Origin of the sequence: Saccharothrix carnea, assembly GCF_003014735.1 — a bacterium.
Taxonomy (GTDB): Bacteria; Actinomycetota; Actinomycetes; order Mycobacteriales; family Pseudonocardiaceae; genus Actinosynnema; species Actinosynnema carneum.
The window spans coordinates 830,392-854,429 of record NZ_PYAX01000001.1; the positions used below are offsets into that span (position 1 = coordinate 830,392).

General features: G+C 71.2%; 23 protein-coding genes and 1 riboswitch. Of the genes, 15 read left to right on the plus strand and 8 right to left on the minus strand.

Annotated features, from left to right (window positions below):
- Genes B0I31_RS03970 through B0I31_RS03980 form a run of 3 tightly spaced genes read left to right on the plus strand, consistent with a single transcriptional unit; the run spans window position 1 to window position 1,500 of the window.
- On the plus strand, window positions 1-711 hold the full coding sequence (locus B0I31_RS03970) for a hypothetical protein (RefSeq protein WP_106613861.1): 711 nt from the start codon (window positions 1-3) through the stop codon (window positions 709-711).
- A complete protein-coding gene (locus tag B0I31_RS03975; protein WP_106613862.1) occupies window positions 704-1,018 on the plus strand; it encodes a winged helix-turn-helix domain-containing protein in 315 nt (104 codons plus the stop codon). Before B0I31_RS03970 ends, B0I31_RS03975 begins: the two co-directional genes overlap by 8 nt.
- Window positions 1,015-1,500, plus strand: a complete 486-nt coding sequence (locus B0I31_RS03980) for a glutathione peroxidase (protein WP_106613863.1) — start codon at window positions 1,015-1,017, stop codon at window positions 1,498-1,500. The genes B0I31_RS03975 and B0I31_RS03980 overlap by 4 nt, the downstream gene beginning before the upstream one ends.
- 46 nt (window positions 1,501-1,546) lie before the next feature.
- On the opposite strand, the gene B0I31_RS03985 is transcribed toward B0I31_RS03980, so the two are convergent.
- The gene (locus tag B0I31_RS03985) at window positions 1,547-2,911 is read right to left on the minus strand and encodes an L-serine ammonia-lyase (RefSeq protein ID WP_106613864.1); all 1,365 of its coding nucleotides are present in this window, start codon (window positions 2,909-2,911) and stop codon (window positions 1,547-1,549) included.
- Between the two features lie 4 nt (window positions 2,912-2,915).
- Complete coding sequence (gene gcvH / locus B0I31_RS03990) at window positions 2,916-3,296, minus strand: glycine cleavage system protein GcvH (protein ID WP_106613865.1); 381 nt, start codon at window positions 3,294-3,296, stop codon at window positions 2,916-2,918.
- A gap of 118 nt (window positions 3,297-3,414) precedes the next feature.
- Window positions 3,415-3,509: riboswitch (glycine riboswitch) on the minus strand.
- Window positions 3,510-3,703: 194 nt separating this feature from the next.
- Here gcvH and ald point away from each other — a divergent pair.
- From ald to B0I31_RS04020, 6 genes are all read left to right on the plus strand, one after another.
- On the plus strand, window positions 3,704-4,810 hold the full coding sequence (gene ald / locus B0I31_RS03995; protein ID WP_106613866.1) for an alanine dehydrogenase: 1,107 nt from the start codon (window positions 3,704-3,706) through the stop codon (window positions 4,808-4,810).
- Window positions 4,811-5,152: 342 nt separating this feature from the next.
- Entirely contained in the window at window positions 5,153-5,335 is a 183-nt protein-coding gene (locus B0I31_RS04000; RefSeq protein WP_053719587.1) for a hypothetical protein, read from the plus strand.
- A 5-nt stretch (window positions 5,336-5,340) separates the two neighbouring features.
- Window positions 5,341-5,715, plus strand: a complete 375-nt coding sequence (locus B0I31_RS04005; protein ID WP_106613867.1) for a hypothetical protein — start codon at window positions 5,341-5,343, stop codon at window positions 5,713-5,715.
- 48 nt (window positions 5,716-5,763) lie between these two features.
- Window positions 5,764-7,014, plus strand: coding sequence for an ABC transporter ATP-binding protein (locus B0I31_RS04010; RefSeq protein ID WP_106613868.1), 1,251 nt, complete (start codon window positions 5,764-5,766; stop codon window positions 7,012-7,014).
- Complete coding sequence (locus tag B0I31_RS04015) at window positions 7,014-7,886, plus strand: ABC-2 transporter permease (RefSeq protein ID WP_106613869.1); 873 nt, start codon at window positions 7,014-7,016, stop codon at window positions 7,884-7,886. Before B0I31_RS04010 ends, B0I31_RS04015 begins: the two co-directional genes overlap by 1 nt.
- Window positions 7,887-8,046: 160 nt before the next feature.
- A complete protein-coding gene (locus tag B0I31_RS04020) occupies window positions 8,047-11,808 on the plus strand; it encodes an ABC transporter ATP-binding protein (protein ID WP_106613870.1) in 3,762 nt (1,253 codons plus the stop codon).
- 73 nt (window positions 11,809-11,881) lie between these two features.
- On the opposite strand, the gene B0I31_RS04025 is transcribed toward B0I31_RS04020, so the two are convergent.
- Together B0I31_RS04025 and B0I31_RS04030 are read right to left on the minus strand one after the other, a co-directional pair.
- Window positions 11,882-12,367 (minus strand): SRPBCC family protein, encoded by a 486-nt coding sequence (locus B0I31_RS04025; protein WP_106613871.1) that lies wholly within the window; start codon window positions 12,365-12,367, stop codon window positions 11,882-11,884.
- Entirely contained in the window at window positions 12,364-12,720 is a 357-nt protein-coding gene (locus B0I31_RS04030) for an ArsR/SmtB family transcription factor (protein WP_106614038.1), read from the minus strand. Before B0I31_RS04030 ends, B0I31_RS04025 begins: the two co-directional genes overlap by 4 nt.
- 370 nt (window positions 12,721-13,090) lie before the next feature.
- Here B0I31_RS04030 and B0I31_RS04035 point away from each other — a divergent pair, with 370 nt between their 5' ends.
- The 3 genes from B0I31_RS04035 (at window position 13,091) to B0I31_RS04045 (ending at window position 17,914) form a co-directional block, all read left to right on the plus strand.
- Window positions 13,091-16,801 (plus strand): multifunctional oxoglutarate decarboxylase/oxoglutarate dehydrogenase thiamine pyrophosphate-binding subunit/dihydrolipoyllysine-residue succinyltransferase subunit, encoded by a 3,711-nt coding sequence (locus B0I31_RS04035; protein ID WP_106613872.1) that lies wholly within the window; start codon window positions 13,091-13,093, stop codon window positions 16,799-16,801.
- Window positions 16,802-16,878: 77 nt separating this feature from the next.
- The gene (locus B0I31_RS04040; protein WP_073891432.1) at window positions 16,879-17,058 is read left to right on the plus strand and encodes a DUF6104 family protein; all 180 of its coding nucleotides are present in this window, start codon (window positions 16,879-16,881) and stop codon (window positions 17,056-17,058) included.
- Window positions 17,059-17,374: 316 nt separating this feature from the next.
- Window positions 17,375-17,914, plus strand: coding sequence for a hypothetical protein (locus tag B0I31_RS04045; RefSeq protein ID WP_106613873.1), 540 nt, complete (start codon window positions 17,375-17,377; stop codon window positions 17,912-17,914).
- Window positions 17,915-17,963: 49 nt separating this feature from the next.
- Here the strand turns inward: B0I31_RS04045 and B0I31_RS04050 are convergent, their stop codons facing one another.
- Window positions 17,964-18,956 (minus strand): aldo/keto reductase, encoded by a 993-nt coding sequence (locus tag B0I31_RS04050; RefSeq protein ID WP_106613874.1) that lies wholly within the window; start codon window positions 18,954-18,956, stop codon window positions 17,964-17,966.
- Window positions 18,957-19,095: 139 nt separating this feature from the next.
- Here B0I31_RS04050 and B0I31_RS04055 point away from each other — a divergent pair, with 139 nt between their 5' ends.
- Together B0I31_RS04055 and B0I31_RS04060 are read left to right on the plus strand one after the other, a co-directional pair.
- Window positions 19,096-20,451 carry an O-antigen ligase family protein gene (locus B0I31_RS04055; protein ID WP_146173718.1) on the plus strand — a complete coding sequence of 452 codons (1,356 nt, stop codon included), beginning with the start codon at window positions 19,096-19,098 and terminating at the stop codon, window positions 20,449-20,451.
- A complete protein-coding gene (locus tag B0I31_RS04060) occupies window positions 20,448-20,891 on the plus strand; it encodes a hypothetical protein (protein WP_106613876.1) in 444 nt (147 codons plus the stop codon). Before B0I31_RS04055 ends, B0I31_RS04060 begins: the two co-directional genes overlap by 4 nt.
- Window positions 20,892-20,907: 16 nt before the next feature.
- On the opposite strand, the gene B0I31_RS04065 is transcribed toward B0I31_RS04060, so the two are convergent.
- On the minus strand, window positions 20,908-21,804 hold the full coding sequence (locus B0I31_RS04065; RefSeq protein ID WP_106613877.1) for a LysR family transcriptional regulator: 897 nt from the start codon (window positions 21,802-21,804) through the stop codon (window positions 20,908-20,910).
- A 71-nt stretch (window positions 21,805-21,875) separates the two neighbouring features.
- On the opposite strand from B0I31_RS04065, the gene B0I31_RS04070 reads away from it, so the two are divergent.
- Window positions 21,876-22,754 (plus strand): dihydrodipicolinate synthase family protein, encoded by an 879-nt coding sequence (locus tag B0I31_RS04070; RefSeq protein ID WP_106614039.1) that lies wholly within the window; start codon window positions 21,876-21,878, stop codon window positions 22,752-22,754.
- Here the strand turns inward: B0I31_RS04070 and hutI are convergent.
- A complete protein-coding gene (gene hutI / locus B0I31_RS04075) occupies window positions 22,714-23,856 on the minus strand; it encodes an imidazolonepropionase (protein ID WP_106613878.1) in 1,143 nt (380 codons plus the stop codon). The two genes, B0I31_RS04070 and hutI, sit on opposite strands and share 41 nt — an antisense overlap.
- Window positions 23,853-24,038 (minus strand): DUF397 domain-containing protein, encoded by a 186-nt coding sequence (locus B0I31_RS04080; protein ID WP_106613879.1) that lies wholly within the window; start codon window positions 24,036-24,038, stop codon window positions 23,853-23,855. Before B0I31_RS04080 ends, hutI begins: the two co-directional genes overlap by 4 nt.

The window sequence follows — 24,038 nt, forward strand, 5'->3', positions numbered from 1 at the left end:
GTGGCAGACCTGCTGGGCGACCTCGCCGACCTGCGCCGGCGGGCGCGCGCGGACCGGCACGCCTACCCGTTCCCGCTGCTGTTCTTCGGCGTCGCGTCGTTCCTGGCGCTGCCGCTGTACGCGCCCGCCGAGGCGCCGTCACGGGGGCTGGACGTGCGCCATCCCGTGCTGCTCGGCGTGTACTGGCCGGTCGTGCTGGTGGCGGGTGGCCTGGCGACGGTGTGGTGGTACCGCAGGCGTGGGGCGCGGGTGGGCATCGAGACGTCCACGCGGGGCTACCTCGGCGCGTTGGCGATCGGCCTGAGCGGTCCGGTCGTCGGGTGGGCGCTGGACAACCTGCCGTTCCGGTTCTACTCGGGCACGGCAGCCGGGTTGATCGTGCTGGCGGCGGCGACCGTGCTGTGGCGGCGGCGCGCGCCGCGGGTGGTGACGTTGACGGCGGCGGTGCTCGGCACGGCGGTGCTCCAGCACGACCAGCCGGTGATCGCGCAGTTCATCGCCATCGGCCTCGGCCTGGTGGTGCTGGCGGCGTTGGAGCGCAGCACCCGGTTCACCACCATCACCGCGGCCTACCTCGTGGTGCTGTGCGTGTCGGCCGGTTTCACACCGCTGGAGGTCTCGCCGCCCACCACCTGGTCGATGGGCAGCGTGGTGCTGCTGCCCGCGTCGGTGCTCGTCATCGGCGGTCTGGCCGGGTTGCGGCGTGAGTGAGCACCCGACCGCATCGCTGGACGACGTGGTGCACCAGAAGCACCGGCTGGGCATCCTCACCGTGGCGGCCGAGGCGAAGCGGGTCGAGTTCGGCTACCTGCGGTCCACTTTGGAGTTGACGGCCGGCAACCTGTCGCGGCACATCGCCGTGCTGGAGCAGGCCGGGTTGGTGGCGGTGGAGAAGGGCTACGAGGCCAGGCGGCCGCGGACGTGGGTCAGCGTGACGCCGGCCGGGCTGGCCGCGTTGGCGGCGGAGATGACGGCGCTGCGCGCGCTGGTGGAGCGGCACGTAGCCTCGCAGCCATGAGCATCCACGACATCCCGCTGCGCACGCTGTCCGGTGAGCCGTCGAGCCTGGGCGCGTTGGGGGGCAAGGCGTTGCTGGTGGTGAACGTCGCCTCGAAGTGCGGCCTCACGCCGCAGTACCGGGGCCTGGAGCGGCTGCAGGAGCGGTACGCGGAGCAGGGGTTCTCGGTGGTCGGGTTCCCGTGCAACCAGTTCGCCGGCCAGGAGCCGGGCACGGCGGAGGAGATCGCGACGTTCTGCTCCACCACCTACGGCGTGACGTTCCCGCTGTTCGAGAAGATCGACGTGAACGGCCCCTCCCGGCACCCGCTGTACGCCGAGCTGACCGCGTCCGCGGACGCCGACGGCGCGGCGGGCGACGTCCAGTGGAACTTCGAGAAGTTCCTGGTCGCACCCTCCGGCGAGGTCGTCGCCCGCTTCCGCCCGGCCACCGAGCCGGAGGACGAGGCCGTGGTGAAGGCGATCGAGTCGGTGCTGCCCTAGCCGGAGGCGCGGGAGGTGCCCGACAAGCCACCTCCCGCGCCCCGCGTCAGCACTCGATGACATTCACGGCGAGGCCGCCGCGGGCGGTTTCCTTGTACTTGACCTTCATGTCCTTGCCCGTCTCACGCATGGTCTTGATGACCTTGTCCAGGGACACGAAGTGCGAGCCGTCGCCGCGCAGGGCCATCCGCGCGGCGGTGATGGCTTTGATCGACGCCAGGGCGTTGCGCTCGATGCACGGGATCTGCACCAGGCCGCCGATCGGGTCGCACGTCAGGCCCAGGTTGTGCTCCATGGCGATCTCGGCCGCGTTCTCCACCTGCTCCGGCGTGCCGCCGAGCACCTCGGCCAACCCGCCGGCCGCCATCGAGCAGGCCGAGCCGACCTCGCCCTGACACCCGACCTCGGCGCCGGAGATCGACGCGTTCTCCTTGAACAGCACGCCGACCGCGCCCGCCGTCAGCAGGAACCGCACCACGCCGTCGTCGGACGCGCCCGGCACGAAGCGGGTGTAGTAGTGCAGCACCGCGGGCACGATGCCGGCCGCACCGTTGGTCGGCGCGGTCACCACGCGCCCGCCCGCGGCGTTCTCCTCGTTCACCGCCAGCGCGAACAGCGTCACCCAGTCCATCACCCGCAACGGGTCGGTGGCGTAGTGCTCGGCCGCCATCCGCTGGCGCATCTCGGCCGCACGGCGACGCACCTTGAGCCCACCGGGCAGCACGCCGTCGATCGTGCAGCCGCGCTCGACGCACGCCTGCATCACGTCCCAGATGTGCAGCAGCCCCGACCGGACCGACGCCTCGTCCCGCCACGACAGCTCGTTGGCCAGCATGACCTCGCTGATCGACAGCCCGGTCTCCCGGCACCGCGCCAGCAGCTCGTCACCCGTGCGGAACGGGTGCGCGACCGGTGTCTCGTCGGCCTTGATGCGGTCCGTGCCGGTGGCCGTGTCGTCCACCACGAACCCGCCGCCGACCGAGTAGTACACCGCCGAGTCGACCACGTCGTCACCCGAGTGGGCGGTGAAGCTCATGCCGTTGGGGTGCAACGGCAACGACTTCCGCCGGTGCATCACCAGGTCGGTGGCCTCGGTGAACGCGATCTCCCGCACGCCGGCCAGCCGCAGCCGCCCGGTGGCGCGGATCTCCGCCAGCCGCCGTTCGGCCTCCTCCGGGTCGACGTCCTCCGGCCGGTGGCCCTCCAACCCGAGCAGGACCGCCTTCGGGCTGCCGTGCCCGTGCCCGGTCGCGCCGAGCGACCCGAACAGCTCCGCGCGCACCCGGTCGACCGAGTCCAGCGCGGGCCGCAGCCGGTCCGCGAACATCATCGCCGCGCGCATCGGGCCCACGGTGTGCGAGCTCGACGGCCCGATCCCCACCGAGAACAGGTCGAACACGCTGATCGCCATGACGTCAGTCCCCGGTCAGTTCCGCGTACTTCGCCGCGGTCAGCAACCCCGTCGCGTCGGTCACCGCCACCTTGAACAGCCAACCACCGCCGTACGGGTCGTTGTTGATCAACGACGGGTCGGCGACGGCCGCGGTGTTGACCTCCACGACCTCGCCGCTGACCGGCGCGTACAGGTCGCTGACCGACTTGGTCGACTCCAGCTCGCCGCACACCTCGCCGGACGTCACCGCGGCGCCGACCTCGGGCAGCTCCACGAACACGATGTCACCCAACGACTCCGCCGCGTACGACGTGATGCCGATCGCCACGGGTTCCTGGGTACCCGGCGCCCAGTCCACCCACTCGTGCTCGGGCGTGTACAGCAGGTTGTCCGGAAAAGTCACGACAGCGCTCCCTCACGGCAAGGTCCTCCAGCCCCACTCTGTCCTGGGACCTGAGAGCTTCACCGTCAACGACGGCTTGCACCGTGGGTGCGCGCGTGAGCACGCTTTCCAGAGTCGCCTCACCCGAGCGGTTCTCGCTGCCTGAGAGTGTGCGGGGTACTTGCTCCTTCGGCGCCCCGGCACGTTCACCGAGGTCTCTCCCGCGCGGGTTCCGGCGCTCACGACGCGCCGCGGCCGATGTTCAGTTGGTTGGCCCGAACGCTAGGTGCGGCGCGGACGGGTGTCAACGCGCCCGAAGGCTTGTTCGGTCCGCACAACGGCGACGGGCCGCGTTGGTGCGTTCAGCACGATGACACCGAAAACCCGTTAACGGACCTTTGGTGTAACAACGGCCGAAGGAGCCCACCGTGCGGATCGCAGTCCCTCGCGAGATCAAGAACCACGAGTACCGCGTCGCGCTGACCCCGGCGGGCGCGCACGAGCTGACCCAGCGCGGTCACGACGTGGTCGTCGAGACCGGCGCGGGCCTCGGTTCGGCCATCACCGACGAGGAGTACCTGGCCGCCGGCGCGAAGGTGCTGGCCACCGCGGACGACGTGTGGGCCGAGGGCGACCTGGTGCTCAAGGTCAAGGAGCCGATCGCCGAGGAGTACCCGCGGCTGCGCGAGGGCCAGGTCCTGTTCACCTACCTGCACCTGGCCGCCGACCGGCCGCTGACGCAGGCCCTGCTGGACTCCGGCACCACCGCCATCGCCTACGAGACCGTGCAGACCGCGAACGGCGCGCTGCCGCTGCTGGCGCCGATGTCCGAGGTGGCGGGCAGGCTGGCGCCGCAGGTGGGCGCGTTCTCGCTGATGAAGCCGTCCGGCGGGCGCGGCGTGCTGCCCGGCGGCGTGCCCGGCGTGCACCCGGCGCGCGTGGTCGTGATCGGCGGCGGCGTGGCGGGCCTGAATGCGGCCGCGATCGCCGTCGGCATGGGCGCGGACGTGCAGGTCCTGGACACCAACGTGGACCGGCTGCGCCACATCGACGCGCTCTACCAGGGCCGCCTGCGCACCGTGACGTCCAACCGGTACGCCGTGGAGCAGGCCGTGCGCGAGGCCGACCTGGTCATCGGCGCGGTGCTGGTGCCCGGTGCGAAGGCGCCCAAGCTGGTGAGCAACGAGCTGGTGGCCGACATGAAGCCCGGCGCGGTGCTGGTGGACATCGCGATCGACCAGGGCGGCTGCTTCGCCGACTCGCGGCCGACCACGCACGCCGACCCGACCTACCAGGTGCACGACGCGGTCTTCTACTGCGTGGCGAACATGCCCGGCGCCGTGCCGCGCACGTCGACCTACGCGCTGACCAACGTGACGCTGCCCCACGCCGTCGCCCTGGCCGACAACGGCTGGGAAGCGGCGCTGCGCGCGGACGCGTCGCTGGCGCTCGGCCTGAACGCCCACGAGGGCCTGCTGACCAACCTGCCGGTCGCGCAGGCGCACGGGATGACCCACACGCCGATCGACCTCTGAGGCACGAACCGCGAAGGGCCCCGCTCACAGCACGTGAGCGGGGCCCTTGCCTACGTAAGACGGCCCGCTCAACCAGCCTGGGGGTCACTGGGAGCGGGCCGCGTGACCAATCTTAGCCGGGAACAGGGCTCCGTGCCCAGCGGCCCCACCGATCCGGTCGAAGAGTTACCCCGGCGGTGGCGACACGCTGTGTACGCGCTCAAGCAATCGAGTGAACTTGGGTGATAACGGGTAAGTCACGACGGCCTCGCGACCGATGCACAGGGCGGGAACTCCGCAGCTACGCAGCGGGGTCGTCCGCTCGCGCGGCGTTCTGCCGCGCCACCTCCGATCGGAGTGCAGATGGCTGAACCTGAGGGCTGGATCGACTGCCACGACCCCTTCGGGCGGGACCGGTCGATGACCGTTCTCGTCGAGAACGACCGAGTTCTGCTGGTCGCGCCGCCGGGCGAGTCGGCTGTGATGTCCGTCACGCAGACGCGCAGGTTGCACCGCCTGCTCGACCAAGTCGCCGACAGGATGTGAGGGGCGTGGACGAGGCACTGAGGGCCGCCGTGCTGCGCCGGCTGGCGTTGCTGGACGAAGCCGCCGAGACCGGGGAGGCGGAGGCCCTCGTGCCGCTCGCGCGGTCCGAGATCCACCGCCTGGCAGACGGGTGGCGGCTGCTGCTGACCGTGCACCAGCCCGATCCGGACGGTCGCTGCGGCGCGTGCCCCGGCATCCTGCGGCACAAGAAGTGGCCGTGCCAGGTGTGGACGATGGCGCACCAGCACCTCATAGGCGACGGCCTGCCGCACCGGGAACGCCGCCGACCGCTGCGGACGCTGCGCCATTCGAAGGACGTCGAGACGACCGCGGAAATACCGAGGGTCGCGTCGAAACCGCGGCACGCCCTCCCCGAGTGACCCTCCTAAGGCAGGATGACGCCCGGTAGGAGTACTCGGGAGGGACGCGTGCACGACGGCACAGGCCGCATCGTGGTGCAGAACTTGACCAAGCAGTTCGGTCCGGTCGCAGCGGTGCAGAACCTCAGCTTCACAGTGGAACCCGGTTCGGTGACCGGCTTCCTCGGCCCCAACGGGGCCGGCAAGACGACGACGCTGCGCATGCTGCTCGGCCTGGTGACCCCGACCGCGGGCATCGGACTGATCAACGGCAGGCCGTTCAGCCAGCTCGGCAACCCGGCGCGGGTGGTCGGCGCGGTGCTGGAGGCCCAGGGCTTCCACCCCAAGCGCACCGCCCGCAACCACCTGCGGGTCTACGCCGCCGCGATCGGCGTGCCGGACTCGCGGGCCGACCAGGTGCTCCAGCTCGTCGGGCTCGGCGCGGCGGGCGACCGCAAGGCGGGCGGGTTCTCGCTGGGCATGAAGCAGCGGCTGGCCCTGGCCACCGCGCTGCTGGGCGACCCGCAGATCCTGGTGCTCGACGAACCGGCCAACGGGCTGGACCCGGAGGGCATCGCGTGGCTGCGGACGTTCCTGCAGTCCTACGCGCGCAGCGGGCGGACCGTGCTGATCTCCAGCCACCTGTTGGCCGAGGTCGAGCAGACCGTCGACCAGGTGGTGATCATCAGCCGCGGCCAGACCATGTACTACGGGTCGCTCGACCAGCTGCGCGACCAGCAGCAGGCCCGCGTGCTGGTGCAGCCCTCGGACGTCGGCGCGCTGGTCGCGGCGCTGCGCGAGGACGGGATCACCGGGATCGAGCAGGTGCCGGACGGCCGCATCGCGGTCAGCGGCGTGGAGGCCAAGGAGGTCGCCGACACCGCGTTGAAGGCGGGCGTGTCGATCTACGGCCTGCAGGAGGAGAAGGTCGACCTGGAGCGGCTGTTCTTCCAGCTCACCAACGGCCAGTACGCGGCACCGGGGCAGAGCCAGTACGCGGCACCGGTCGCGTACCAGCAGCCGCAGCCCGGCTACCAGCAGTTCCAGGCGCCGCCGCCGGGCTACCAGCAGCAGCCGCAGCAGTACCAGACTCCCCCGTCCGGCTACCAGCAGCCGCCACCGGGCTACGAGCAGTACCAACAACCACCGCAGGGCTACCAGCAGCAGCCGCACGGTTACCCGTTGGCACCGCAGCCGCCGCAGGACAACCCCTACGGCCAGCCGCAGCAGGACAACCCGCACGGCTCGCCGCAGCAGCCGCAGCAGGACAATCCATACGGTCGGCAACACGGCCAGGGCGGCCTCGGGGGCGGTGCGTGATGGGCAACCTGATCAAGGCCGAGTTCCGCAAGACCACCACCACGGGCCTGTGGTGGGGCCTGATGATCCCGACCGTGCTGCTCGCGTTCGGCTGGGCGCTGGGCACCGGCGCGATCTTCAAGACCGTCTCCGACTTCATGGGCAGCAGCGACGCCGAGGAACTGGCCACGCTGCTCAACGTGGACCCGTCGCAGTGGCAGATGTCGGTGTTCGGCATCGCCCGAAGCATCAACGTGGCCACGATCTTCCCGATGATCTTCGGCGGCCTGGCGATCGCGAACGAGATCAACCGCAAGACGATCACCACCACGTTCCTGACCGCCCCGAACCGGGTCTCCGCGCTGGGCGCCAAGATGGTCGTCTACGTCCTGTGGGGTGCGATCTTCGGCGTCGCGATCGTGGCGTCGGTGAGCATCGGCATCGCGCTGACCTCGAACTCCGGCTCGCTGCCGGACGCGGGCGGGTGGCTCGCGCTGGCCGGTGTCGGCATCCTGTCGTCGATCCTGATGACCATGTTCGGCGTCGGTGTCGGCGCGCTGATGACCAGCGTCGTCGGCACCACCGTGGTGCTGCTGCTCTACATGCTGATCGTGGAGAACGGCCTGCAGCTGGTGCTGTCGTCGCAGGGCGTGCCGGAGATCATCGGCTTCCTGCCCAACGGCGCGGTGAACGGGCTGACCGGCTCGGTGGCGTCGTCGCTGTTCCTGGCGAACGCGGGCGTCGTGCCGGACGAGATGGTGGAGGTGCTGCGGGCCATCGCGGGCGCGCTGGGCGCGTTCGACTGGTGGCTGAGCGGGTTGATCTTCCTGGTCTGGACGGCGTTGTTCTTCCTCGGCGGCTGGGCCGCCACCCAGCGCAAGGACATCACCTGATCGCCTGATCTCGTCCGACTGACGAAGGCCGTCCCGAAGGTTCGGGGCGGCCTTCGTCACACGACCGGTCGTCGTGGGATCGGCACGAACGGCTGATTTCCGGCCCACCGGGCCGCCCTCGGCGGGGCAGCGGCCGTGAACGCTGTCGGTGGTCCGACCTATGTTGGACCTCGTGACTCCTCCCGACGGCTGGATCCGCAGGCTCGCCAGGGCGTGCTGGCAGCACCGCGCGCTCGTGGTGCTGTCGGTGCTCGCCGCCGTCGTGGGCGTCGGGTTGCAGGCAGTCGGCCCGTTGCTGATCAAGGTCGCGGTGGACGACGCGATGGTCGGCCGCACCGACCGCCTGGCCTGGCTGGCGATCGTCCTGGTCGGCCTGGAGCTGCTGACCTTCGGCACCGCGTTCGTGCGCCGGTACCTCGGCGGGCGGCTGGCCGTCGACGTGCAGCACGACCTGCGCCAAGCCGTGTTCGGCGCGGTGCAGCGGCTGGACGGGCCGAAGCAGGACGCGCTGCGCACCGGCCAGGTGGTGTCCCGCTCGATCACCGACCTGCAGCTGGTCAACAGCCTGCTGTCGATGACGCCCCTGGCGTTCGGCACGGTCGTGTTCGCGGTGGCGGCGATCGTGGCGATGTTCTGGCTGTCGCCGCTGCTGACCGTGATCGCGCTGGTGATCGTGCCCGCGGTCGGCGTGGTCGCGGCCCGCAGCAGGCTGACGCTGTTCCCGGCGACGTGGTCGGCCCAGCAGCGCGCGGCGGACGTGGCGCAGCAGGTCGAGGAGACCGTGACCGGCGTGCGCGTGGTCAAGGGCTTCGGCCAGGAGGCGCGTGAGGTGTCCCGGCTGGAGTCGCGGGCCGGGCTGCTGTTCGCCGAACGGATGCGCGCCGCCCGGCTGACCGCCCGCCCGTCCGCGACGTTGAACTCGCTGCCGTACCTGGGCCAGGTGGCGGTGCTGGCGCTGGGCGGCTGGCTCGCGCTGCGCGGCGAGGTGACGCTGGGCACGTTCCTGGCGTTCGCGACCTACGTGGCCACCCTGGTCGGCCCGACCCGCCTGCTGGCGAGCCTGATGGTGACCGCCCAGCTGGCCCGCGCGGGCGTGGAGCGGGTGTACGAGCTGATCGACTCGCAGCCGACCGTCGTGGACGGCGACCGGGACGTGCCCGCCGGTCCGGTCGCGGTGGAGCTGCGGGACGTGACGTTCGGGTACACGCGCAGCGAGCCGGTGCTGTCCGGGGTGTCGCTGCGCGTCGAGCCGGGCGAGACGCTGGCGATCGTCGGCACGGCCGGCTCGGGCAAGTCGACCGTGTCGCTCCTGCTGCCCCGGTTCTACGACGTGCACGAGGGCGCGGTGACGGTGGGCAGTGTGGACGTCCGCGACCTGCGCCTGTCGTCCTTGCGGCAGACCGTCGGCACCGTGTTCGAGGAGGCCTTCCTCTTCTCCGACACGGTCCGCGCGAACATCGCCTACGGCCTGCCGGACGCCTCCGACGAGCAGGTCCTGGCCGCGGCGCGGGCGGCCGAGGCGCACGAGTTCATCGAGGCGCTGCCCAACGGCTACGACACCGTCGTGGGCGAGCGCGGCCTGACGCTGTCCGGCGGCCAGCGCCAGCGCGTGGCCCTCGCCCGCGCCCTGCTCTCCGACCCGCGCGTGCTGGTCCTGGACGACGCCACGTCGGCGGTGGACAACGCGACCGAGGCCGCGATCCACCGCACGCTGGCCGCCGTGACCGCCGAGCGCACCACCCTGCTGATCGCGCACCGGCGGTCGTCGTTGGCGCTGGCCGACCGCATCGCCGTGCTGGACGCGGGCCGGCTGGTCGACATCGGCACCCACGCCGAGCTGCACGGGCGCTGCCGCCTCTACCGCGAGCTGCTCGCCGGTCCCGGTGAGGCGATCGAACAGGTCGACCCGCGTGCCGACGCGCGGCTGGAACCGGGCCCGGACGGCACGACCCCCGACCTGTGGCCCGAGCCCGACGACGCCGACGACGACCTGGCCGTGCGCGCGGCGAACCGGGCGGTGGGCGCGGCCAAGCCGTCCCGCGGCGGCGGCGGCACGTCCGCGCTGCTGGGCGGCACACCGCCGACGCCGGACCTGATGGCGCGCGTGCACGCCCTGCCGCCCGCCCTGGACGTGCCGGTCCTGCACGGCGAGGACCCTCGCGCACCCGACCCCGGCTTCCGCCTGCGCACCCTGCTCCGCCCGGTCCGCTGGGCGATGCTGGGCGTGGCCTGCCTGCTGCTGGTCGACACGGCCCTGGCCGTGGCCTCGCCGAACCTGGTGCGGCTGGGCATCGACCGGGGCGTGGTGGGCGGTCAGGTCGGCTGGCTCTGGACCGCGGTGGCGATCAGCTTCACCCTGGTGCTGCTGGGCTGGACGTCCTCGGCGGTGGGCACGGTGGTGACGTCCCGGGTCGGCGAGCGCCTGCTCTACCTGCTGCGCGTGCGCAGCTACGCCCACCTGCAACGACTGGGGCTGGACTACTACGAGCGCGAGATGGCCGGCCGGATCATGACCCGGATGACCACCGACGTGGACGCCCTGTCCAGCTTCCTGCAGACGGGCCTGACCACGTTCGTGATCAGCGTGCTGACGGTGGTCGGCATCGCGGTCGCGCTGGTCGTCACCGACCCCGGGCTGGCCCTGGTGGCGTTGAGCGTCCTGCCGATCCTGCTGATCGCCACGGTGATCTTCCAGCGCCTGTCGTCGGCGGCGTACGCGGAGGCGCGGGAACGCGTCAGCGCGGTCAACGCCGACCTCCAGGAGAACGTGTCGGGCCTGCGCGTGTCGCAGGCGTACACGCGGGAGGCGCGGTCGGCCGAGGCGTTCGCCGAGCGCAGCGACGCCTACCGCCGGTCCCGGATCCGGGCGCAGCGGTACATCGCCACCTACTTCCCGTTCCTGTCCCTGCTCTCGGGCGTGGCCCAGGCCGGGATCCTGGTGGTCGGCGCGTACCGGGTGGCGGACGGCTCCCTGTCGCCCGGCGTGCTGCTGGCGTTCGTCCTCTACCTGGGCCTGTTCTTCTCGCCGCTGTACCAGCTGTCCGGCGTGTTCGACGGCTACCAGCAGGCCAGGGTCGGTCTGAGGCGCATCAGCGACCTGCTGCGCACGCCGACGACCGTGCCGCCGGCCGAGGACCCGGTGCCGGTGACCGAGCTCCGCGGCGAGGTGGAGCTGCGCGACGTGACCTTCGCCTACCAGGGCACCACGAGGCCGGCCGTGGAGGGCATCTCCCTGCGCGTCGCGCCCGGCGAGACCGTCGCCCTGGTCGGCGCGACCGGCGCGGGCAAGTCCACGCTGGTCAAGCTCGTGGCGCGGTTCTACGACGCCACCGGTGGCGCGGTGCTGATCGACGGGGTCGACCTGCGCGACTACGACCTGTCGGCGCTGCGCCAACGGCTGGGGATCGTGCCGCAGGAAGCGCACCTGTTCGGCGGCGACATCGCGGAGAACGTCTCCTACGGCAAGCCGGACGCCACCCGTGCCGAGATCGAGGCGGCGGTCCGCGCCGTGGGCGCCCTGCCCGTGGTGGCGTCCCTGCCCAACGCATTCCACCAGCAGGTCGGCGAGCGCGGCCAGGGGCTGTCCGCCGGGCAGCGGCAGCTCGTCGCGCTGGCCCGTGCCGAGCTGGTCCAGCCGACGATCCTGCTGCTGGACGAGGCCACCGCGGCCCTGGACCCGGCGACGGAGGCGGCGGTGCTGGCCGCGAGCGACCACCTGGCCGGCGCGAGGACCACGTTCGTGGTGGCCCACCGGCTGGCCACGGCGGCGCGGGCGGACCGGATCGTGGTGCTGTCCGAGGGCCGGATCGTCGAGCAGGGCACGCACGCCGAGCTGGTCGCGTCGAACGGCCACTACGCCCGGCTCTGGGCCCACGGCACGGACGTCGCACCGGACGCGACGGAGCTGACGTCCACCCACTGACCGGGCGCGCGAGGTCGTAAAGCAGGGGGCAGCCCCGCAGCCGGTGACGGTCTGCGGGGCGAGGAGCTGGCGCTCAGGCCTCGGCGAGCAGGTCGTCGAGCTGCTCGTAGCCCTCGACCACACCGGTCTCCATGCCGCTGGCCATCGCGGCGTCCCGGCCCTCGGTCGTCTCGAACACGCTCACGATGTGCAGCCGCGTCCGCCCGCCGCCGAGGTCCTCGAACGTCAGCGTCTCCAGGGCCACCCCGTCCGGGAACCCCTCGTAGGTGAACGTCTGCACGATCCGCTCGCCGGCGCGCACCTCGTGGAACGAGCCGTAGAACCGGTACTCCTCGTCACCGCGGGCGTGCACGTACCGGTAGGCACCGCCGGTCGTCGCGTCCCACCGGTCCACCCGCATGGTCACCGACCGCGGGCCCAGCCACTTCGACACGAGGTCCGGGTCGACGTGGGCGTGGAACACGGCGTCCACCGGAGCGTTGAACTCGCGGGTGATGTGGATGGTCGGCAAGGCCGGGTCGGCGCTGATCGTGGTCTGGGGGTGCGTGGTCGTGGTCATGATGCTTCTCCTTCGACTCGGGTCTCTTCGGTCTGCTGTGCCATCTCGGCGAGCACGGCGTCCAGCCGCTGGTAGCGCTGCTCCGCCTCCTGCCGGTAGCGCTCGATCCACTTCGTCATCAGGTCGAACACCTCCGCCTCGAGGTGGACGGGCCGCCGCTGCGCCTGCTTGCTGCGGCTGACGAGCCCGGCGTCCTCCAGCACCTTGAGGTGCTTCGACACGGCCTGCACGGTCACGGAGTACGGCTCGGCCAACTCGTTCACCGTCGCGTCGCCCACCGCCAGCCGCGCCACCATGTCGCGCCGGATCGGGTCGGCCAGGGCCGAGAAGACCCGCGACAACTGGTCGTCCACCGCCATCTCCTTACTCAACCTCTCGGTTGAACACACAGTACGAAGCCCACCCCGCTATGTCAACCAGAAAGTTGAACACGCAGGTCAGACAGCCAGCGCGCGCCACCGTTCAGCCTGCTGAACACCTCACAACCCACTGACCGCCACCGTGCGCACAACTACTCCGAGTCGAAGCACCACCGGACGTGTGACGGGCATAACCTCAAGTGATGCTCAAGCACCCATAACACGACCCGATGCCCTGACCGATTCTGTGAGAGAACACTCGGTGCGCTGCCCCTCCTGTGTGTGAACTGCACCGGACGGGGGACTAGCCTGACCATGAGTGAGTCATTACCAAGAGCGAGATGGATAGAGGCGAGCGCCAGCCGTGTCCAGCAGCAGTCCTGCTTCTCAGTTCGGCCCCAATGAGTGGCTGGTCGAAGAGATGTACGAGCAGTTCCTCGCCGACCCGTCGTCGGTAGACCCGGCCTGGCACGACTTCTTCGCCGACTACAAGTCGACGCAGCGGTCGGGCAACGGGGCGGCGACGGCCGCGGAGAACGGCACCACGACCGCCACCAAGACCGCTCCGGCCCAGTCCGCGCCGACCGCCGCACCCGCGTCCGCGCAGGCCGCGCCGGCGACGCCCGCGCCGACACCGACGCAGCAGCCGAAGAGCCAGCCGGCACCGGCCCAGAAGCCCGCGGCCAAGCCCGCGCCCGCCCTGGCCGCCAAGGCCGCGCCGGTGAAGCCCGCCCAGGGCGAGGAGCAGAAGCAGCTGCGCGGCGCCGCCGCCGCCATCGCGAAGAACATGGAGCTCTCGCTCACCGTTCCGACCGCGACGAGCGTGCGCGCCGTGCCCGCCAAGCTGCTGGCCGACAACCGCATCGTGATCAACAACCACCTCAAGCGCACCCGCGGTGGGAAGGTCTCCTTCACCCACCTGATCGGGTACGCGGTGGTGCGGGCGCTCAAGGCGTACCCGAACATGAACCGGCACTTCGCCGAGGTCGACGGCAAGCCGTTCGTGGTCACGCCCGAGCACGTGAACTTCGGCCTGGCGATCGACCTGCCCGGCAAGGACGGCGCCCGCACGCTGGTCGTGGCCTCGATCAAGGGCTGCGAGAACATGACGTTCACGCAGTTCTGGCAGGCCTACGAGGACCTGATCCGCAAGGCGCGGACGGGCTCGCTGACCGCCGAGGACTTCTCCGGCACCACCATCTCGCTGACCAACCCCGGCACCATCGGCACCAACCACTCGGTGCCGCGGCTGCAGGCGGGCCAGGGCACGATCATCGGCGTCGGCGCGATGGAGTACCCGGCGCACTTCCAGGGCACCAGCGAGCAGGCCCTGACCGACATGGGCGTCAGCAAGGTCATCACGCTGACCTCCACCTACGACCACCGCGTCATCCAGGGCGCGGAGTCGGGTGAGTTCCTGCGCCGCATCCACCAGCTGCTGCTGGGCGAGGACGGCTTCTACGACGACGTCTTCACGTCGCTGCGGCTGCCGTACGAGCCGATCCGCTGGGTCGCCGACATCCCCGAGGGCGCGGTCGACAAGACCGCCCGGGTGATCGAGCTGATCGACGCGTTCCGCACCCGCGGCCACCTGATGGCCGACACGGACCCGCTGAACTACCGCCAGCGCAGCCACCAGGACCTCGACGTCCTGTCGCACGGCCTGACCCTGTGGGACCTGGACCGGGAGTTCCCGGTCGGCGGGTTCGCGGGCCAGGAGCGGATGAGGCTGCGCGACATCCTGGGCGTGCTGCGCAACTCGTACTGCCGCACGGTCGGCGTCGAGTACATGCACATCCTCGACCCGGAGGAGCGCCTCTGGATCCAGGAGCGCGTCGAGGTGCCGCACGAGAAGCCGCCGGCCACCGTGCAGAAGTACATCCTGTCCAAGCTCAACGCCGCCGAGGCGTTCGAGACGTTCCTGCAGACCAAGTACGTCGGCCAGAAGCGGTTCTCGCTCGAAGGCGGCGAGACGGTCATCCCGCTGCTGGACGCCGTGCTGGACAAGGCCGCCGAGCACGAGATCGACGAGGTCGTCATCGGCATGCCGCACCGCGGCCGGCTGAACGTGCTGGCGAACATCGTCGGCAAGCCGATCTCGCAGATCTTCCGCGAGTTCGAGGGCAACCTCGACCCCGGCCAGGCGCACGGCTCCGGTGACGTGAAGTACCACCTGGGCGCCGAGGGCAAGTACTTCCGGATGTTCGGCGACGGCGAGACCAAGGTGTCGCTGACCGCGAACCCGTCGCACCTGGAGGCCGTGGACCCGGTGCTGGAGGGCATCGTCCGGGCCAAGCAGGACATGCTCGACAAGGGCGGCGAGGGCTTCACCGTGCTGCCGGTCGCGCTGCACGGCGACGCGGCGTTCGCGGGCCAGGGCGTGGTCGCCGAGACGCTGAACCTGGCGCTCGTGCGCGGCTACCGCACCGGCGGCACGGTCCACGTGGTCGTGAACAACCAGGTCGGCTTCACCACCGCGCCCGAGCACTCGCGCTCGTCGAAGTACTCGACCGACGTGGCGAAGATGATCGGCGCGCCGGTGTTCCACGTCAACGGCGACGACCCGGAGGCCTGCTACTGGGTCGCCAAGCTCGCGGTGGACTACCGGCAGGCGTTCAACAAGGACGTCGTGATCGACATGGTCTGCTACCGCCGCCGCGGCCACAACGAGGGCGACGACCCCTCGATGACGCAGCCGGCGATGTACGACGTGATCGACACCAAGCGCTCGGTGCGCAAGACCTACACCGAGTCCCTGATCGGCCGCGGCGACATCTCCGTCGAAGAGGCCGAGAAGGCGCTGCAGGACTTCTCCTCGCAGCTGGAGCACGTGTTCAACGAGGTCAGGGAGCTGGAGAAGCACCCGATCAAGACCTCGCCGTCGATCGAGCAGGAGCAGCAGGTCCCGACCAAGCTGCCCACCGGCGTCGACCGCTCGGTGATCGAGAAGATCGCCGACGCGCACGTGGACCTGCCCGAGGGCTTCACCCCGCACCCGCGGGTCAAGCCGGTGCTGGAGCGCCGCGCCAAGATGGCCCGCGAGGGCGGCATCGACTGGGCGTTCGCCGAGCTGCTGGCGTTCGGGTCGCTGGTGCTCGAGGGCCGCACGGTCCGCCTGGCCGGCCAGGACTCGCGGCGCGGCACGTTCGTGCAGCGGCACGCCACGCTGGTGGACCGCAAGAAATCCGAGGAGTACACCCCGCTGCAGAACCTGGCCGAGAACCAGGGCAAGTTCATGGTGTACGACTCGGTGCTGTCGGAGTTCGCGGCGCTGGGCTTCGAGTACGGGTACTCGGTGGCCAACCCCGACGCGCTGGTGCTGTGGGAGGCGCAGTTCGGCGACTTCGTCAACGGCGCGCAGCCGATCATCGACGAGTTCATCTCGTCCGGTGAGGCGAAGTGGGGCCAGGTGTCCGATGTCGTGCTGCTGCTGCCGCACGGCCACGAGGGCCAGGGCCCGGACCACACGTCCGGCCGGATCGAGCGGTTCCTCCAGCTGTGCGCGGAGGGCTCGATGACGATCGCGGTGCCGTCCACGCCGGCGAACTACTTCCACCTGCTGCGCCGGCACGCGCTGGACGGCGTGAACCGGCCGCTGGTGGTGTTCACGCCGAAGTCCATGCTCCGCCTGAAGGCCGCGGTCAGCCCGGTCGAGGCGTTCGTGGAGGACAAGTTCCAGTCGGTGATCGACGACCCGACCGGCGTCGACCCGAGCGCGGTGCGCAAGGTCCTGCTGTGCAGCGGCAAGATCTACTACGAGCTGCTGGCCGAGCAGGAGAAGCGCGGCGACAAGGACGTCGCGGTCGTGCGGGTCGAGCAGCTGTACCCGGTGCCGGCGCGCAAGCTGACCGCCGCCCTGGACCGCTACCCGAACGCCACCGAGGTCCGCTGGGTCCAGGAGGAGCCCGCGAACCAGGGCGCGTGGCCGTTCTTCGGGCTGGCGCTGCCGGAGCTGCTGCCCGAGCGGTTCTCGGTCAAGCGCGTGTCGCGCCGCCCGATGGCCGCGCCGTCGGCGGGGTCGTCCAAGGTGCACGAGGTCGAGCAGCGCGAGCTGATCGCGAAGGCGTTCGAGTAACACCCGTTGGTTCGCGCCGAGCCGTCGAGACCTCCCGGGGTTTCGGCGGCTCGGCCGTTTCGTTGGAGGAAAGGCCCGTGTACTTCACCGATCGTGGCATCGAGGAGCTGGAGAGCCGGCGGGGTGAGGAGGAGGTGACGTTCGCCTGGCTGGCCGACAAGCTCCGGGCGTTCGTGGACCTCAACCCGGACTTCGAGACGGCCGTCGAGCGGCTGGCCACCTACCTGGCACGTGACGACGAGGACTTCGAGGACTGACGCGGGCGCCGGACCGGGCGCGTCGGACGTCGCCGTGCGGACGCCCGAAGTGTTCCCGGCGCGCGCGGCGGGCGTCGCACGGCCCCGCGTACAACGCTCATCCCAGTTCGATACGCCGGACAGTCGAGTTATTCCCTCCGGGTAACTCCACACCCGCCGGGCACCTCCGAACGGAGGATGGCAGGCGGTGCGGGCACGAACGATTCTTGGCATACCCGAAAACGGGCCGGACGACGAATTCCGCCAATTGCGGTCGTCCCGTTCCGGTGTTTCCGTTCGCCTGATCCCCCGGAGGAATTGCGTGTTATCGCATCGCTTGGTCACCGGGCGCGCCCTGGTGTCCCGGGCCGTCATCGCCGCCCTGGTCGCCGTGGCCGCGGTCGCCACGGTCACGCCGACCGCCACCGCCACCGTGACCACCACCGCCTCGCTGAACGAGGCCTTCTACCGGCTGTACAGCCCGAGCACCGGCGACAACTACAACACGACCAGCCAGAGCGAGGTCATCAACGCGCAGAGCAAGGGTTACAGCTACAGCGGGTTCGACGCATTCGTGTCGAGTTCACCGCAGGCCGGTCTGATTCCTTTCTACCGGATCTACAGCCCGCAACGGCGCGACCGCTACCACACCGTCAGCTGGGATGAAGTCGTCTCCGCGACCACCACCCAGGGCTACACCTACGAAGGGGTCGGCGCTTACGTCTACCCGCCCAATTCCGGAGTGGGCGTGCAGTTCCACCGGCTGCGCCACCCGGGCAACGGCGACCACGTGCTGATGACCAACCCGGCCGAGGTGAGCTCGGCCATCAACTCGGGCTACGCCTACGAGGGCGTGGCGGCCAACGTCGGCGCCTGACGCACCAAGGCGGGCCGCGGCCATCACCGACCACGGCCCGCCCCTCCGCCTACCAGGCGTAGGCCTCCGGTGCGGGCTTGGGGCCGTTCGGGCCGGGTGCGGGGAAGAGGTCGTCCAGCTTGGCCAGGGTGTCGGTGTCCAGCTTGATCTCGGTGGCGCGCAGTGATCCGTCCAACTGCTCCGCGGTGCGTGGGCCGATGATCGGCGCCGTCACGCCCTCCTGGTGCAGCAGCCACGCCAGGCCCAGGTTGGCCGGGTCCTCGCCCAGGTCGGCCGACAGCTTCTCGTACGCCTCGATCGCCTCACGGTGCTTCTCCAGCGCCGCCAGGCTGCGCTCGTTCGTGCCGCGCGACCCGCCGCCCTCGCGCTGCTTGCGCAGCACGCCGCCCAGCAACCCACCGCCCAGCGGTGACCACGGGATCACGCCGATGCCGTAGTGCCGCGCCGCGGGCAGCACCTCCAGCTCCACGAACCGGTTCACCAGGTTGTAGATCGACTGCTCGCTGACCAGCCCGAGGAAGTGGCGTTGGCGGGCCGCCTCCTGCGCCTGCGCGAGGTGCCACCCGGCGAAGTTGGACGACCCGAAGTAGATCACCTTCCCCTGCTGCCGCAGCACGGTGAAGGCTTCCCAGACCTCGTCCCACGGCGTGGCCCGGTCCACGTGGTGCATCTGGTACAGGTCGATGTAGTCGGTCCGCAACCGCCGCAGCGACGCGTCCGCGGCCCGCCGGATGTGCAGGGCGGACAGCCGCTTCTCGTTCGGCCAGTCGCCCATGTCGCCGTACAGCTTGGTGGCGAGCACGGTCTTCTCCCGCCGCCCGCCGCCCTGGGCGAACCACCGGCCGATGATGTTCTCGGTGATGCCCTCGCCCCGCTGCCACCCGTAGACGTCGGCGGTGTCGAAGAAGTTGACGCCGTGCTCGTGGGCGCGGTCCATGATCGCGTGGCTGTCGGCCTCCGACGTCTCCGGGCCGAAGTTCATCGTGCCGAGGCACAGGCGGGACACGGACAGGCCGGAACGGCCCAACTGGGTGTACTCCATGCGGCCAGCCTGCCCCAACCCGTCCGCCACGACCACCCGCGCCGGATCGGCAACATCACCATTCCCGCCCGCCACCGCGTCGTCCGCGGTTAGGCTCCGCGCACCCCCGCTCGGCGGGGGGAGGCTTGGGGAGGCCTGCATGGGGGGAACTTCGCTGGACCGCGTCGTGCCACGGGACGGGGTCGCGCTCCCGCACGCCGTGCTGTTGCTGCTCGCCGCGATCGCCGCCGCCGTCGTCGCCCAAGGCGGCTACTACCTGCCCGGACGCCTCTTGGCCGGCGTGCTCGTCGCCGCGGCCCTGGTCCTGGCACTGCGCGACCGGCCCGCTCTCGAACCGCTGTCGGTGACGTGCGCCGCGCTCGCCGCGTGGGCGGTCCTGCGCGCCGCCCTGGACGGCGCGGTCGCCGAGTCGCTGCCCACGGTCGCGGCCATCGGCTGCCTGGCCGCGACGGCGTTCGCGGCACGGCGTGCGGACGCCCGGCAACGTGAACTGGCCGCGTCCGCGCTGGTCGGCGTGGGCGTGCTGGTCGCGCTGACCGGCTGGGCGGCCGTGGTGTGGCGCATCCCGTCGTGGTCGGTGGTCGCCGACGGCCTGGCCCGCGCCGCGTCCACCCTCACCTACCCGAACGCCGCCGCCGCGCTGCTCGCCGCGCTCGCCGCGCTGGCCTTGGCCCTGCACCAGGGCTCGCTGCCGCACGCAGGCGCGTCATACGCGCTGCTGGTCGGGCTGGGCGCGACGCTGAGCCGGGCCGGTCTGCTGGCGCTGCTCGTGGGCCTGGTGGCGTTGTCCGTGCTCAACGGCGTCCGCCGCACCCTGAGGCAAGCCGGTCCACCCGTGGTCGGCGCGCTGATCGCCCTGGGCACGCTGGCGCCGTCGTTCCCGACCGCCGAACCGGCGCAGCCGGTGCTCGCGGTCGCCGGGCTCGTGGTCGGCCTCGCGGTCACGCTGGTGCTGCACCGGGTGAAGCCGGTGTTCCGGCTGATCGCGTTCGCCGTCACCGTCCTCGTGCCGCTCCTCGTGCTCGACGTCGGCAGGCTGCTGGAAGGCCGGATCTCGACCAGTTCGCCGGACCGCACGGGCGCCACGGGTGCGGCGCTGGAGCAGGTCGCCGCCCGGCCACTGGCCGGGGTGGGACCGGGCCGCGGCTGGTTCGTGTTCACCGCGCCCACCGGCGAGCACCGCGTCATGCGGTACGTGCACAACGAGTACTTGCAGGTCCTGGTCGAACTCGGCGCGATCGGCCTCGGCCTGGTGCTGCTGGTCCTGGTCGCGGTGGCAGTGGCCGTCCGGCGTGGTCGCGCGGGGTCGCTGTGGGCCGGTGCCGCCGCCGCGCTGGTCGTGCTGCTCGTGCACAGCGGGTTCGACTTCCTGTGGCACCTGCCCGTGATCGTGGTGACCGCCGGGCTGCTCGTCGGCCTGGCGTCGCCACCCGCACCCGAACCCGCCGCCGCCACGGTCGCGGAGTCAGTCCCCACCGCAGAGGAGAACACATGAAGATCTCATCCATCCGGAGCGTGCGCCCGGCCAAGGCCGCCGCGGTGCTGGCCGTGGTCGCGGGCGCGATCTTCGCGTCCGTGCTGCCGTCCAGCGCCGACGTGAGCGCCCAGTCGCCGTCCCAGTCGGGCGTCCGCGTGCAGTCACCGGCCGAGCGGCTCGCCCGCGGTGCGGCCCTCGGCGTCGAGGTCCTGGTCGCCTGCCCGGCCGGCTGGTCCAACTACGTCAACGTCCAGATCACCCAGCGGGTCGGCCCGGGCATCGCCTCCGGCAGCGGGTACACGCAGTTCACCTGCACCGGTGGGCTCCAGACGCTCGACCTCACGGTGCACGCGAACCAGCACGCGTTCCGGGCGGGCACGGCCTTCGCCACCGCCGTGATCAGCAACGGCTCGGGACAGGTGCGCGACGACCGCGAGATCGAGATCGTCAACCCGTGACGTGACGGGGTGGGGCTCACCTCGGTGCGCCCCACCCCTTCCGCTCGACCGAGGACTCCAGCGCGGTGACGCACGCGGCGATCACGGGGTGGTCGGCCGCGCCACGGCGGTAGGCGATGCGGGTGCGGCGGTGGACGTCGAGCGGGACCAGCCGGACGTCCGCCGGCGGGTGCGTCGCACCGAGTTCCGGGACCAGCGCGACGCCCTGGCCCGCGGCGACGAGCGCGAGCACGGCGGTGAAGTCGTCGGCGTGGTGGCGCACCCGAGCGGTGAAACCGGCCGCCTGGCAGACCCTCATCGCCACGGTGTGGCAGAGCGTGCCGGGTGTGCCGACGATCCACGCCGCGTCGCGCGTGCCCGCGATCGTCGTGCGAGGACCGCCTGCGGGGACGGCCAGGAACACCTTCTCGTCCAGCAGCGGCACGGAGTCCACACCGGGGTCGGGTGCGACGGGCGCGATGTCGTAGTCGTGCCAGAGGGCCACGTCGAGGCGGCCGTCGCGCAGCGCGTCCGGCATGTCGACCGGGTCCAGCTCGGTGACCAGGAGGTCCAGCGCCGGGTGGTCGCGGCCCAGGGCGACGAGGGCGGCCGGCAGGAGGGTCGGGACGGCGCTGGGGAACGCGCCGATCCGCACCGTGCCGGAGAGGCCGGTGCGTGCGGCGGCGAGGGTGGCGGACGCGGCTTCGAGCGCGGCGAGGATCGTCTCGGTGTGCTGGACGAGTGCGGTGGCGGCGGGTGTGAGGCTGACGCTGCGGCCGGTGTGCTCCAGCAGCGGGACGCCCACTTCGCGTTGCAGGGCGGCGAGTTGCTGCGACACGGCGGACGGCGTGTAGGCGTGGGCTCGGGCGACGGCGGCGATCGTGCCCAGGTGGGCCAGGTCGCGCAGGAGCCGCAGGCGGCGGACGTCGAGCATCAGTTCAGCTTACGGTTCTGTTGAGGAACACGAGCTGGTCCTTCACGGTTTGGGCGGGCACGGTGGTGCGCATGACCTTCACCGGCTTGTACGTACCGCTGATCACGCCGTTCGACCGGTCCGGGGGCGTGGCCCTCGACGCCCTGGACGCCCTCGCCAACCGGGCGTTGGACGACGGCGCACGCGGCCTGGTCGTGCTGGGTACGACCGGGGAGCCTTCATCCCTCACCCCGGCCGAGCAGCAGGCGGTGCTGGACGTGGCGGCCCGGGTCTGCCGTGCACGGCACGCCCCGTTGGTGGTCGGTGCAAATACATCCGCAACCTTGCAGAACCTGCGGGGTCATGCAGAAGTAACGGCAGCCTTGACCGTAGTACCGCCGTTCGTCCGCCCAGGCCAGGACGGCGCGGTGGCCTACCTGACCCGGTTGGCGACGGACAGCCCGGTCCCGTTGATTGTCTACGATATCCCGTATCGCACGGGCCAGTACCTGTCGGCGGCGGCGTTGCGGCGACTCGCGGACGTGCCCGGGATCGCGGGCCTGAAGTACGCGGCGGGCGGGATCAACGCCGACACGGTCGACCTGTTCGCCGACCTGCCGGACTTGGCGATCCTCGGCGGAGACGACACGTTCATCTCACCGTTGCTGGCACTCGGCGCGCACGGCGGCATCCTGGCTTCGGCACACATCGCCACCACCGAGTTCGTCCGGTTGATCGACGCCTGGCATGCCGGTGACGTGGCCGTGGCGCGCGCTCTGGGCGGACGGCTCGCCCGGTTGTCGGCGGCGCTGTTCGCCGAACCCAACCCCACCGTGATCAAGGCCGTCCTGCACGCACAGGGCCACATCCCCACCCCGGACGTCCGCCTCCCACTGCTGCCCGCTCACCCCGACAGCACGACCGCCGCCCTCACCGCTGCCGAACACCCGCTCGCCACACCGCATACGTGAGCGGGACTCCTGGCCTGTAGGCGAGGTGCGTGGCCGATGGGGCGTCGAGGATGTGGAGGTCGGCGCGGGCGCCGGGTGACAGATGACCGACTTTGTCAGTTTGCAATGCCTTGGCGCCGTTGAGCGTGGCGGCGGTGACGGCTTCCTCGATGGTCATGTGCATCTGGAGGACCGCCGTGGTGATGCAGTACGCCATCGAGGTGGTGTACGAGCTGCCCGGGTTGCAGTTGCTGGCGAGGGCGACGGTCGCGCCCGCGTCGAGGAGTTGCCGGGCGGGCGGCAGCGATTGGCGGGTCGACAGGTCGCAGGCCGGGAGCAGGGTGGCGACGGTGGACGAGTTCGCCAACGCGTCGATGTCGGCGGCGGAGAGGTAAGTGCAGTGGTCGACGCTGGCCGCACCCAGCTCCACCGCCAACCGCACGCCGGGGCCTTCGCCGAGCTGGTTCCCGTGCACCCGCAGGCCGAGGCCCTTCGCGGCAGCGGCTTCCAGCACGGCCCGCGACTGGTCGGCGTCGAACGCGCCCTGCTCGCAGAACACGTCCGCCCACCGCACGTGCGGCGCGACGGCGTCGAGCATCTCGCCGATCACCAGTGACACGTAGTCGTCGGCGTCAGCACCTGGTGGGATGAGATGTGCACCCAGGAAGGTGACTTCATCGACTTCCTGGGCCGCGATCCGAGCCGACCGCACCTCGTCCGCGACGTTCAGCCCGTAGCCGGTCTTGGTCTCGATCGTGGTCGTCCCCTGCGCCACGGCCTCGCGGACCAGCCGTCGCACATTGTCTACAAGATCCCGATCGGAAGCGGCCCGCGTCGCGTCGACGGTCACCGCGATACCGCCTGCTGTATACGAAGTACCGGCCATGCGGGCCTCGAACTCGGTGGTCCGGTCACCGGCGAACACCAGGTGAGTGTGGCTGTCCACCCAACCGGGGAGAACCGCCCGCCCCTCCACGTCGACCCGCTCGTCGGCCGCCGGCGCGGAGGCCGCAGAGCCGACCCACTCCACCCGGTCGGTGAAGACGAGGGCGGCGTCGGTGAGGCGGCCGAGCTCGGGGTCGTTGGTGGTCAACTCCCCGATGCCGGTGATGAGGGTGCTCACGAACGGAGGAACCTCTGCCACGCGGACGCCGAGAACGCCACCACGCCCGCCTCCGGGCTCTTCGAGTCCCGCACGCCCACGGCCGGGCCGGAGAAGGCCACCTCGACGCAGTTGTCGTTGTCGGCGTCACCGCTGCAACTGCTCGTCCGCCAGACCAAGCCGGTGGGGTCCACAACGGACAC